This window comes from Brevibacillus sp. IT-7CA2 (genome assembly GCF_949767855.1).
Classification (GTDB): domain Bacteria; phylum Bacillota; class Bacilli; order Brevibacillales; family Brevibacillaceae; genus Brevibacillus.
Window position 1 is genome coordinate 242,112 of record NZ_CATKQT010000055.1, and the last position, 11,284, is coordinate 253,395.

Below are 11,284 nucleotides of genomic sequence, written 5' to 3' on the forward strand. Positions count from 1 at the left end.
ACACCCATTACTGGATGTGGGGCTACTTTTTTGAGGAAGATTAGACTGCTAATCAATTCTCTTCTGTAGGTAAAATCTTTGATGGGAAAGAGGGCAATCATCGAGTACACCATGTATCTCGTACCCGTGTTTTACATAAAAGTCCTTTGCTTGAAAATCAAAAGTATCTAAATGAATCAAATGAATTCCATACTCCCTAGCTGTGTTTTCAATTTCAAGAAGAAGTTTGCTTCCCAATCCGTTCTTTCTCAAATCATCTCTGACCCATAAAGCATCAATGTACAAACATCTCCAAGAATAGTACACACAGTTTATTCCCGCAATGATAGTGCCATCTTCATCACGAACGTGTTTATTGATTTTTGAAAAAGGAATGGTCAGTTCAAACGGAACATTCGATTCATTGTATTCAACGATTCTTTGCTCAATAAAATCAGCGTCATCTTTCGTGCTTTCTCTGACTAAATATTGTCCCATGATAACTCCTTTATTTAGTTATCTTGAATATTTGACTACTAGTATATCACGAGGGTGTATGGAAGACACCGCAGCTCGCAGAGGAAACAGGAGAAATAAGCGAAGATCTTAGGGACACCGACCGAGACGCAATGCAAAAAGCGAAACACGCCCTTAAGCGTCCACCTCTGAAACACATCCTGAACCGACCACTTTGGACGCGGTTTCGCTTTTTGCATGGAGTCGTGCAGTCAATCCTCCAAGGGGTGGCCCTAGAAGCTGAGCGTTTTCTCCTGTTTCCTCCCCACCACTAAAGCCAGATCAATGTGATGTTTTACCCACCCTCTTCTAGACGATCAAGTAAAGAGAGAGTAAACTGGCTACAGGAATATTCCAAACATTAACACTTGACACAAGGAGGGTTTATTCTAATGTTTTCGACTCTGTTCCGGCGAAAGTGGACGACCGTAGATTACGTCCTGATTGTCGTCACTGCCGCGCTCTACGCTGTTGCCATTATTATGCTTGCCAATATCAAGCTCATTCCTTCCGTACCGATCCGTCCGGCCAATGCCCTTCAGCCCGTATTTGGCATGTTATTCGGCTTGCCGGGATGCATTGGTCTTGCCTTTGGAAATATGGTCAGTGATTTGTTAACCGGAAGCGCACCGCCTCATGCGATCGCGGTCGGTTTCTTTTCTAATTTTATGGGTGGCTTTATCGGGTTGCTTGCTGTGAGTCACCCTGCACTGAAAACAAAGCGAAGTGTCCTTCAATATATCGTGTTTGTTGCCATGATCAGCTCGATTGTGGTAGCGTGCGCGATCTTGATTAACGTGGCACTAGGTCTGACACCAAAAGAAGTGGCGGTATGGTACATTCCAACCGTGTTCTTGAACCAAGCCATTTCAACGGCGATTCTGGGACCAATCCTCTTGAAGCTGTTGTACCCATTCGTGAAGCGCTCTGGGCTTTATCGGGGCCGTCCCTTGCAGGAATTCAACTATCTCGGGAATGAAAGCAGGATCGCAAGGTGAAAACAGATCCATTGCTGCGAGTAAACGGAGTCTATTGGCACTACGAAGAGGGAGCACTGCCTGCGCTAACGGACATTCATCTGGCTCTCTATCCAGGGGAAGTAGTCGGCGTAGTCGGGCCTGCTGCCGCAGGGAAAACGACGCTGCTATTGACGATGTCAGGTCTGATTCCATCTAACTACGGTGGACACTTCGTGGGGAGTGTCGATTCCACAAGCGAGCAAGGCATCGTCTTTCAGGACCCGGAAACCCAGTTCATCGGGCTGACTGTCGAAGAGGAGCTTGCCTTCTCGCTTGAGAATGCCGGGTGGTCGGACGAGCGAATTGAAAGAAGAATGGCAGAGGTACTCGATCTGATCGGATTAAACGGCTTTGCTGATCGTTCACCTCTTGAGCTATCGGGGGGAGAAAAGCAGCGGGTGGCAATTGCATCCGCTCTTTCCCACAGTCCGCAGGTGCTCATTTTGGATGAGCCTACTTCCGAGCTGGACCCGGTGGGAGCGCGGGAGGTCTTCTCGCTTCTTGCACGGCTGAAGCAGGAAAAAGAAATGACGATTGTGGTATCGTCCCATGCGACAGAAGAGCTTGCGGCCTTTTGCGACCGAATGATTCTGATTGCCGAGGGGAAAATCGTTCTGGACCTGCCGACTCGCCAGTTTTTTGCTCAAGTGGACGTGTTGGACGAGCATGGCATATTGGTCCCGGATGTCATCCGACTCTATCACATGCTATGCCAGGAAGGCGTCATGTCGGCATCCTCTGCTGGTGTGCCTCTGACTGTTGAGGAGCTGGCACTCCACTACAATTGCGAGTTCAAAAAATCGACTTTTCAGCACCGAGAAAGTGACGAGAAGCTGAAGCGGGAGGAGCGGAGTGTAGGGGCACCTACATGAGCACCGGACATCGAAGGTGAACGTCACTTTCGATGTGACAAAGCATTCAGAGTTGCTTCGTGATCAAAAGACGATTTTTTGAACAACCACTACGAGGAAGCACTGCTCGTTCAGGAGGGGAGCCTGTGAGTGTCGTCATTGAGTTCGATGAGGTCTGGTATGGCTATGAAAAGGAAACGCCGGTGCTGCATGGCGTTTCGCTCCAATTGAAGCAGGGAGAATTCGTCGCGATCATCGGGGGAAATGGTTCTGGTAAAACGACGTTGGCCAAGCATTGTAACGGTCTATACAAGCCGACACAGGGTACAGTCATAGTGAATGGTCTCGATACCAAGACGATGAACGTTGCCCAACTATCGAGAATCGTGGCGTATTGCTATCAAAATCCTGATCATCAAATCTTTCATTCGACCATAAAGGCGGAGGTAGCATTTGGGCCCCAAAACATGGGGTGGCCGCTTGAAAAAATAGAGCAAGCTGTCGCAGAGGCCTTGGCAGCAGTGGGGTTATCCGACAAGGGTGATGAAGAGCCCCATTTTTCGAGCAAAGGCACGCGGCAAAAAATTGCAGTGGCTTCGATTTTGGCGATGAAGCCGCAGGTGATCGTACTGGACGAACCTACGACCGGTCTCGATTACCGTGGCATGCAAGAAATGATGGAGCTGGTGCGGCATTTGCACGCGGAAGGCCATACTATTATCGTCATCACGCATGATATGCGTCTGGTAGCGGAGTATGCCCAGCGAGTGATCGTTATGCATAAAGGAAAGCTGCTATGCGACGGGGACCCACAACACGTATTTTCGCAGCCGCAAGTATTAGCTGCTGCCCAAGTAGAAGCGCCTGCCATGTATCGTTTCGGGAAAGCAGTGGATGTCCATGATCCGATTCCACTTACGCTGACAGCGATGAAAAAACAGCTGCTGGGAGAGGGGAATTAAGATGAAGAATGCCCATCCGAGCTACGCGCTGCTTGTATTCGTGCTGCTGGGCTTGCTCCCTTTTTTATTCCAGGACCCACGTGCGCTAATTGTTCTGTTGGCGATAAACATCGCACTGATTGCCAAGCTGGGCTGGGAGCGCTCCATGATTAAGGCGTATGTATTGGTTGGTGGAATCGGTTCGTGCTTTGCTGTGATTACGTGGCTCCCTTTTACCAATGTCGGCACTCCGTACTGGAGCAGCACCATTCCGTTGATCCACTATCCCGTGCAAATCACGGATGTCGGTGTCTTATGGGCATTGGGAATGGGACTTCGACTGGCAAATGTCGCGTTATTGTCGATGTACTATATGTTTACAACTTCGCCCAGAGAAATAGCGATGGGACTTCGCGGGATTGGCGTTCCGTTTTCGATCAGCTATTTGCTCTCGCTCATTTTTCGCTTTATTCCCCTCGTCAAAAATGATTTGGCGATCATTCGGGAAGCGCAGATGGTACGAGGGATGTCGACGAGCGAAGGGAATGTTCCAGAACGCATCAGGAAATACAGTTATTTGCTCGTACCGCTCATCTTCAACTCACTCAAGCGTGTGCAACTGATCGCCAATGCATTGGATGCCAAAGGCTTTCGCATGCGTAACAGTCAGCATCGGTTTTACCGCAGCAAACGGTGGAAAAAAACAGAAGTACTCAAACTAGTAGCTGGTGTATGTATCGTCGCAGCACTGTTTTACATCGCCAGGCTACATCCAGATCATATTGGCGTGCTGATTCCGGGGCGTATTTAGTAAGGAGGCAGGCAAGATGAACGAAGCATTGTTTTCGCATGTGAATCGTTTGCAGGTAGTAGGGGGCACGCTGGAGTACGGCGTAACAGGAAAGCCACATGGACCTGCACTGCTGCTTTTGCATGGCATTCGCAACACCAAGCTACTGTTTGCGCCCATCCTGCCAGCATTAGCAGAGCGAAATCGGGTGATTGCAGTAGATATCCGTGGTCACGGGAATTCTGTGAGCCAGGGTTCCTTTTCGTTTGAGCAAATCGTAACGGATTTGATTCAACTCTTGGAGAAAGAACAGCTCGAACAAGTAACGATTGTCGCAGCGTCCTTTTCTGCTGTGCCTGCCCAGATGCTTGCGATTCGCCAGCCCAAGCGAGTAGCTTCGCTCGTATTGCTGGATGGAGGCTATTATTCCTTGGGAGAAGTGCCCGGGTTCAATAGGGAGAAGGTTGTTGAGCGGCTGGCTACCACGCGGTTTTCTTCCGTAGAGGAAGCAGAAAGGCAGTTCGCAGAGCGGTATGGTACGAGAGTGATGCCAGAGGGCTGGATGCAAGACGAGCTTTTGAAAAAGGAAGACGGCTACGGATACCGTTTGTCGAGGGAGGCGTTCTCGGCCTATTTCCAAGAGTACAGCGTCCATAGCCAACCGGATTTGTTCCAACAGCTGACATGCCCACTGCTTTTACTGCTGGCTGACGACAGCTTATTGTCAAAGGAAGAGGAGCAGTTTCATCGACAGGCAGTCGCCAATTACCAGAGGATTGTGAAGCAGGCCAAGGTGAAAATGATACCGGAGGCACAGCATTTGCTGATGGTGACGCACCCACAAGAGACCGTGAACGAAATCCATGATTTTTTATCGAAATAAGGAAGGGACAAGCGAGTATGCTTGTCCCTTTTTCTTTGTTTACCGCTGTGCTTCACGAATGAGTACGTTCAACTGTTCTGCCATGGCTTGATGATTCTTCTGATCCTTCATTTGCTTTTTCACCGTTTCTAGCGCTTTGATGCCTTTTTTCGAACTCACGACCTTTACGGGTGTATCCGTTCCATAGATACGCTCGATTTGGGCGCGTGCTTGTGCGAATGTGCTCTGATGATCGCTCGTACCCAATGTCCCTGCGGTTCCGCTCCCTGATTTTGTATGGGCGGCATCATGTCCTCGACTGGAGCTACCGGAGTAATTGCTGATGAGATGGGACTGCATCGGGTCCATTTGATTGATCGATTGTGCATTGGCAGTAGAAGGGGCCAAGTAGATGGCATCATTCACAATCAACGCCTGGACGCCGTGAACGCCCGCTGCCTTCAATTGGGCTTCCAGCTTTGTGGAAGGACCACCCGTGTGCAGGTGTGAGCTGCCCATGGAGCTATAGAGAGCATTGCCCATTCCGCTATACGTATGGCCGTGCGCGTTTGTCGTGAGTTTCTTATCGCGATCCACGCTTGGAATAACCGTTGCGCCTTTTGGGGCTTGTGCAATGGACTGTGTACGTGCTGGCGGATGTGGCTTCGTAGGCGGAGCAGCCTGATTCATACAAGCTGTCATGAAAAGTACAGTCCCTAATCCTACGGTTCCTACCCATGTATGGAAGTGCTTCATCACGATCCCTCCAAGTCTTCCTGCCTAGATATACTTATCCTTTGTTCGCGGCATGAAGTTATGAGTGGAGCTTGTTGGAAAAAATTCTGTTAATCACGATTATCTTGTGGAAAAAATGCACAAACCAAAGGAAGGAAATCACTGGAGGTGGTAGATTTGGCAGATTCAAACAACGTGAAGGAGCAGCCAGTATCCCGAAGGAACTTCTTGAAAAACTCCGGCCTGGTGCTCGGTAGCTTAGTCGTAGGTGGCGTGGCAGGGAGCTTGCTCCGCAAACCGGAACCTCCGGCGCAGCCAGCAGCACCGCCCCCTACGGCCGATTACAATCAGGCGCTCATGTTTTTTACGCCTGAGCAATTTAAGGTGGCGGATGCCGCTTGTGAGCGCATTTATCCTGAGGATGAGCTGGGTCCGGGCGCGAAGGCACTCGGTGCAGCTTATTTCATTGACCACCAGCTAGCGGGTGATTGGGGCTTTAACGCTCGTGAATATATGCAAGCGCCCTTTTTTCCGGGTGAGATCACACAGGGCTATCAAGGCAGGTTGAAACGTAGGGAAATATTCGATATCGGCCTTCAAGAGATGAACAACTACAGTAACAGTACCCACGGAAAACGGTTTTATGAACTCCCGCCGGAACAGCAGGACGCTGTTTTAAAGGCTTTTGAAACCGATGAAGTAAAATTGACGACCATTTCGGCAAGCACCTTTTTCAATATGCTGCGGGCCAGTACGATCGAAGGCGTATATGCAGACCCTCTGTACGGAGGCAATAAAAATATGGATGGCTGGAAAATGAAGAATTTCCCAGGTAATCAGATGACGTATACACAGCTGATCGATAAGCCTGAGTTTGTGAAGATGGCTCCCTTAAGCTTGCGGGATCATCAACATTGAGGGAGGACTGTACATATGGCCAAAAAGTTGCCCAAGGTTGACGTCGTGATCGTGGGGGTGGGCTGGGGTGGAGGCATTATTGCTTCCGAGCTAACCAAGCAAGGTCTGACCGTGGTGGGGCTAGAGCGAGGCAAGGAGCGCAAAACCGAAGACTACTTCATGGTACACGACGAATTGCGTTACGCCCTTCGTTACGAGATGATGCAAGATTTGTCCAAGGAAACGATCACATTCCGCAGTCAAATGAACGTTCGTGCGCTTCCCATGCGGTCATACGGTTCCTTTTTGCTCGGGACAGGACTCGGGGGATCTGGTATCCACTGGAACGGACAGACCTTCCGCTTCCTACCGTATGATTTCGAAATTCACTCCAAGACGATTGAACGGTATGGGGCAAAGAAAATTCCAGATGGAATGACTATCCAGGATTGGGGCATTACCTACGATCAACTGGAGCCGTACTTCGATAAGTTTGAAAAGATGGCGGGAATCGCAGGCGAGGAGAATCCGTTGGGGGGTAAACGCTCCAGTCCGTATCCGATACCTCCGATGCGTACTACACCGAGTATGAAAATGTTTGCGGATGCGGCGAAAAAGAAAAACTTGCATCCATACATCCTTCCATCAGCAAATCTCTCGCAAGCGTATACCAATCCAGACGGGGTGGCTCGGGCAGCTTGTCAGTACTGCGGCTTCTGTGAAAGGTTTGGTTGCGAGTACGGAGCAAAAGCCGATCCAGTGGTGACGGTGATCCCGGTGGCTAAGAAGACAGGGAAGTTTGAAATTCGCACGCATTCCCATGTCCGCAGAATTTTACATACAGGGAACAAGGCGACAGGCGTCTTGTATACGGATGTCACGACAGGGGAGGAATTCGAACAGCCCGCCGATATTGTGGTGATGACCAGTTATGTATTCAACAACACGCGAATCTTGCTCATGTCCAAGCTGGGGAAACCGTATGATCCAGCAACGGGAAAAGGCGTGATCGGTAAAAACTACGCTTACCAGGTCATAAGAGGAGGCGCGGTCGGCTTCTTCGACGACAAGGAGTTTAACAATTTTGCAGGCGCAGGATCGTTGGGAATGTGTTTGGATGACTACAACGGTGATAACTTCGATCACGCCGATTTGAAATTTATCCATGGCGCGAATATTGCTGTCACACAAACCGGCTTTCGACCAATCGGCACGAACAAGGTACCACCGGGGACGCCTAGCTGGGGCAAGGATTTCAAGGCTGCATCGATCAAATATACGAATCGGTTCATATCCGTAGGCGCCCAAGGAGCTTCGATGCCATTTCGACAGCACTTCCTTGATCTGGACCCGACGTACAAGGACGCATTTGGTGATCCGTTGATACGCATTACGTATGATTTCGTCGATCAGGACAGGGAGCTGGCAGCTTTTTGTGCAGATAAGTGCGCGGAAATTGTGAAGGAAATGGGTGCGAACGAGAAGCTCGAAATCAACCGCAAGCTCGGACCCTACGATATCACACCATATCAATCGACTCACAATACAGGCGGCGTCATCATGGGAGCCTCTCCAGAAACGTCGGCAGTTAATAACTACTTGCAAATGTGGGATGCGGAAAACGTATTTGTCGTCGGTGCTTCTGCCTTTGCGCACAATAGCGGCTACAATCCGACAGGAACAATGGGTGCTCTCTCCTATCGAGCAGCAGAAGGCATTTTGAAATACAGGAAAAGCACGGGCGGCATGCTCGTATAAGCTGTTTTTCTAGTTATGCAAAACACAATTGCAACTATGCGAAAAGTCGTTGGGGCAACTAACGGCTTTTTTTGCGTGGATCTGAAAAAGCTCATTTGCACGATTGCGAATGTCTATGAGCGCAAAAAGGGAAAAGTACTGGAATGATGCGGTTTCTCATCTTGGCATGTTCCTTGCTACATGCTTTGGTAACATCAAAAGCCAAAGGGAGAGACGAGAAATGACGACAAACAAGTGGAAGATGGACACCTCCATTATTCATACCGCACAAACGCCTTGCCAAAAAACAGGAGCAGTCGTATCCGCGGTAGTGCCTGCCGTGGCTTATGCGTTTCCAGATGCAGACTCAGCAGCGGCGTGCGTGGCTGGCGAGCGGGAAGGAAAGTACTACGGAAGATATGGCAACCCTACCATCACCACCTTGGAGCAAAAAATCGCCGCATTGGAAAATGGCGAAGCTGCCTTGGGCGTAAGCAGTGGGATGGCAGCTATTTCGGGAGCCTTGCTCGCCTTTTTGAAGCAGGGTGATCATGTGGTGTGTACGCGAGATGTGTACGGGGGGAGCTACAAGTTTCTTACGACGATGGCCCCGCGGTATGGCATTGCGACAGACTTCGTCGATTGCACCGATTTGCAGGCAGTCGAGAGAGCATTTTTGCCGAACACCAAAGTCCTGTACATCGAAACACCCTCGAACCCGTGTCTGACTGTTTTAGATATCTCGGCGTTGTCACGTTTGGCGCACGCACATGGCATTGTGGTAATCGTCGACAACACCTTCTTAACGCCGTATTTGCAGCGACCGCTTGAGCTAGGGGCGGATGTCGTCGTGCATAGCGCCACCAAATATTTGAACGGACATGGCGATGTCATCGCGGGCTTCATCGTCGGGAAGCAGGAACATATCCAATTCATGCGCAAAAACGTCATGGGAGACTTGGGACAAAATTTGAATGCTTGGGATGCTTTCTTGATCCTGCGTGGGCTGAAAACACTCGGCTTGCGTGTCAGACAGCATGGGAAAAACGCGCAGGCAGTGGCGGAGTTTTTGGTGCAGCACCCTGCAATCTCGCATGTCTACTACCCTGGTCTACCTTCGCATCCACAGCATGAGCTGGCCAAACGGCAAATGGCTGGAATGGGCGGGATCGTTTCCTTTGAAGTAAAGGGCGGCTACGAATCAGCCAAATCTTTCATTAACGCTCTGCACTTGGCTATGATATCGTTTAGTTTAGGAGATCCCGAGACACTGGTACAGCATCCTGCCTCGATGACACATTCCTCGATTCCTGCCTCTGAGCGGATCAAGTTCAACATTACGGACGGTCTGATTCGCTTATCGACTGGCTTGGAGGATGTGGAGGATATCATCGCAGATTTGGAGCAGGCGCTAGCTAGCCTGCCAATGGCGGCAGCGTCCAGGGGATAAAGGAACGTGAAACTGGAGGATTGGGCATGACAGAGTTTTCCCGGATCGAGGAATTCATTCAATCGTACGCCGACAATATTTCCAAGGTACTGGGACTCGATGTCACCATCCTGGATGAACAAGGGATACGTGTGAGCGGAACCGGCTACTATCAGGAGTTGATTGGATTGCCTGCGCCGGAGGGATCGTTTTTTCGTATGATCCTGCAAACCGGACAGCCGGGAATGATTTTTGACATGAAAAAGAACGAGTCGGAGTGTGGCAATTGCAAGTTTTTGCAGCAATGCCGGGAGCTGGCGACGATTGGATTTCCGGTGCACAAACGGGAGAAGACGGTAGGGGTCATCGGAATTATTGGCTTTTCCCCCGAGCAAAAAGAAAAAATGCTGCACCATTCGGAAAAATGGATGCCGTTTTTGCAGCATACGAGCTCCTTGATTGAGCACAAGCTGCTAGAGCTGGATGCGGAACGGGAGAAGAGCTGTAACATTCAAGAGGAAATGCCGCAGGCCTCGGTTCATCCGGTGTATTTCGCCCAGCTAATTGGGGCAGAATCAGGCTTGCGCGATGTGATTGCCAAAGCGAAAAAAGTGACGAACAGCATTTCCACTGTTTTGATTCGGGGAGAGAGCGGAACGGGCAAGGAGCTGTTGGCAAAAGCCATTCACTGCGAGAGTGGGCGCAGCAGACAGCCATTTGTGGCCGTCAATTGCGCGGCGATTCCCGAGACCTTGTTAGAAAGCGAGTTGTTCGGGTACGAAGGCGGTGCATTCACGGGCTCCAGACGCGAAGGGAAGCCGGGGAAATTTGAATTGGCCCACAAGGGAACGATTTTTCTGGACGAAGTAGGCGATATTCCGTTGTCCCTCCAGCCCAAGCTGCTGCGCGTCCTTCAGGAGAAAACAGTAGATCGGGTAGGCGGCGTAAAAACGCTGGGTGTTGATGTGCGTGTCATTGCCGCTACACACAGAGATTTGGAGAGTATGGTCAGGGAAGGGACATTTCGCGATGATTTGTATTATCGACTCAACGTCATCCCCCTGCGGTTAAAGCCGTTGCGTGAACGAACGGAGGATATCGCGCTTTACCTACAGCATTTTCTATATCGGTACGGGACGTTGCTGCAAAAAGGCAGGCTGGAGCTCGAAGCCCAACTCGTCCAACGACTACAGACATACGAGTGGCCGGGAAATATTCGTCAGCTGGAAAATGCCGTCGAGTATATGGTCAACATGGCGGAGGGGCAAGTCATCGGCAACGAAGAGCTTCCTGAGTATCTGCTGTTCGAGGATGAGCCGACGACAGTAGGCAGCGATTTGGGGCTGGAAAAGCTGGTGGCAGAATATGAACGCTCCATTCTCCAGCGTTACTTGCATGCAGGCAAGTATGGTCAGGACAAAGCCGCGATTGCCAATGAGCTGCAAATCAGCTTGTCGACCTTGTACCGGAAGATGGAGAAGTACGGTTTGGAAAAAGGATAGAGGAAAAATAAAAAACCAGCCTGGAT

At 50.2% G+C, this 11,284-nt stretch carries 11 protein-coding genes; 9 read left to right on the plus strand and 2 right to left on the minus strand.

All coding sequences use genetic code 11. The features are described from left to right. Positions 1-48: 48 nt before the first annotated feature. The gene (locus ACM6JA_RS31085; RefSeq protein ID WP_414855512.1) at positions 49-477 is read right to left on the minus strand and encodes a GNAT family N-acetyltransferase; all 429 of its coding nucleotides are present in this window, start codon (positions 475-477) and stop codon (positions 49-51) included. 410 nt (positions 478-887) lie between these two features. Here ACM6JA_RS31085 and ACM6JA_RS31090 point away from each other — a divergent pair, with 410 nt between their 5' ends. The 5 genes from ACM6JA_RS31090 (at position 888) to ACM6JA_RS31110 (ending at position 4,979) form a co-directional block, all read left to right on the plus strand. Beyond that, positions 888-1,493 (plus strand): QueT transporter family protein, encoded by a 606-nt coding sequence (locus tag ACM6JA_RS31090; RefSeq protein WP_414855513.1) that lies wholly within the window; start codon positions 888-890, stop codon positions 1,491-1,493. Further along, on the plus strand, positions 1,490-2,386 hold the full coding sequence (locus ACM6JA_RS31095) for an energy-coupling factor ABC transporter ATP-binding protein (RefSeq protein WP_414855514.1): 897 nt from the start codon (positions 1,490-1,492) through the stop codon (positions 2,384-2,386). Before ACM6JA_RS31090 ends, ACM6JA_RS31095 begins: the two co-directional genes overlap by 4 nt. Positions 2,387-2,511: 125 nt before the next feature. After that, a complete protein-coding gene (locus tag ACM6JA_RS31100; RefSeq protein WP_414855515.1) occupies positions 2,512-3,327 on the plus strand; it encodes an energy-coupling factor ABC transporter ATP-binding protein in 816 nt (271 codons plus the stop codon). 1 nt (position 3,328) lies between these two features. After that, complete coding sequence (locus ACM6JA_RS31105) at positions 3,329-4,117, plus strand: energy-coupling factor transporter transmembrane component T (RefSeq protein ID WP_414855516.1); 789 nt, start codon at positions 3,329-3,331, stop codon at positions 4,115-4,117. 16 nt (positions 4,118-4,133) lie between these two features. Then, the gene (locus ACM6JA_RS31110; RefSeq protein ID WP_414855517.1) at positions 4,134-4,979 is read left to right on the plus strand and encodes an alpha/beta fold hydrolase; all 846 of its coding nucleotides are present in this window, start codon (positions 4,134-4,136) and stop codon (positions 4,977-4,979) included. A 39-nt stretch (positions 4,980-5,018) separates the two neighbouring features. Here the strand turns inward: ACM6JA_RS31110 and ACM6JA_RS31115 are convergent, their stop codons facing one another. Continuing rightward, on the minus strand, positions 5,019-5,714 hold the full coding sequence (locus tag ACM6JA_RS31115) for a hypothetical protein (RefSeq protein WP_414855518.1): 696 nt from the start codon (positions 5,712-5,714) through the stop codon (positions 5,019-5,021). A gap of 147 nt (positions 5,715-5,861) precedes the next feature. Here ACM6JA_RS31115 and ACM6JA_RS31120 point away from each other — a divergent pair, with 147 nt between their 5' ends. The 4 genes from ACM6JA_RS31120 (at position 5,862) to ACM6JA_RS31135 (ending at position 11,258) form a co-directional block, all read left to right on the plus strand. After that, entirely contained in the window at positions 5,862-6,611 is a 750-nt protein-coding gene (locus tag ACM6JA_RS31120) for a gluconate 2-dehydrogenase subunit 3 family protein (protein ID WP_414855519.1), read from the plus strand. 15 nt (positions 6,612-6,626) lie between these two features. After that, the gene (locus tag ACM6JA_RS31125) at positions 6,627-8,348 is read left to right on the plus strand and encodes a GMC family oxidoreductase (RefSeq protein WP_414855520.1); all 1,722 of its coding nucleotides are present in this window, start codon (positions 6,627-6,629) and stop codon (positions 8,346-8,348) included. Positions 8,349-8,568: 220 nt separating this feature from the next. After that, positions 8,569-9,777, plus strand: a complete 1,209-nt coding sequence (locus ACM6JA_RS31130) for a trans-sulfuration enzyme family protein (RefSeq protein ID WP_414855521.1) — start codon at positions 8,569-8,571, stop codon at positions 9,775-9,777. 26 nt (positions 9,778-9,803) lie between these two features. Further along, positions 9,804-11,258 carry a sigma-54 interaction domain-containing protein gene (locus ACM6JA_RS31135; RefSeq protein ID WP_414855522.1) on the plus strand — a complete coding sequence of 485 codons (1,455 nt, stop codon included), beginning with the start codon at positions 9,804-9,806 and terminating at the stop codon, positions 11,256-11,258. Positions 11,259-11,284: the final 26 nt, after the last annotated feature.

What these genes read in the sequence shown, in the direction of transcription:
- ACM6JA_RS31125 (WP_414855520.1), top strand. Translation starts at nt 6,627, where the DNA reads ATGGCCAAAAAGTTGCCCAAGGTTGACGTCGTGATCGTGGGGGTGGGC.
- ACM6JA_RS31135 (WP_414855522.1), top strand. Translation starts at nt 9,804, where the DNA reads ATGACAGAGTTTTCCCGGATCGAGGAATTCATTCAATCGTACGCCGAC.
- ACM6JA_RS31110 (WP_414855517.1), top strand. Translation starts at nt 4,134, where the DNA reads ATGAACGAAGCATTGTTTTCGCATGTGAATCGTTTGCAGGTAGTAGGG.
- ACM6JA_RS31130 (WP_414855521.1), top strand. Translation starts at nt 8,569, where the DNA reads ATGACGACAAACAAGTGGAAGATGGACACCTCCATTATTCATACCGCA.
- ACM6JA_RS31090 (WP_414855513.1), top strand. Translation starts at nt 888, where the DNA reads ATGTTTTCGACTCTGTTCCGGCGAAAGTGGACGACCGTAGATTACGTC.
- ACM6JA_RS31115 (WP_414855518.1), bottom strand. Translation starts at nt 5,714, where the DNA reads ATGAAGCACTTCCATACATGGGTAGGAACCGTAGGATTAGGGACTGTA.
- ACM6JA_RS31105 (WP_414855516.1), top strand. Translation starts at nt 3,329, where the DNA reads ATGAAGAATGCCCATCCGAGCTACGCGCTGCTTGTATTCGTGCTGCTG.
- ACM6JA_RS31085 (WP_414855512.1), bottom strand. Translation starts at nt 477, where the DNA reads ATGGGACAATATTTAGTCAGAGAAAGCACGAAAGATGACGCTGATTTT.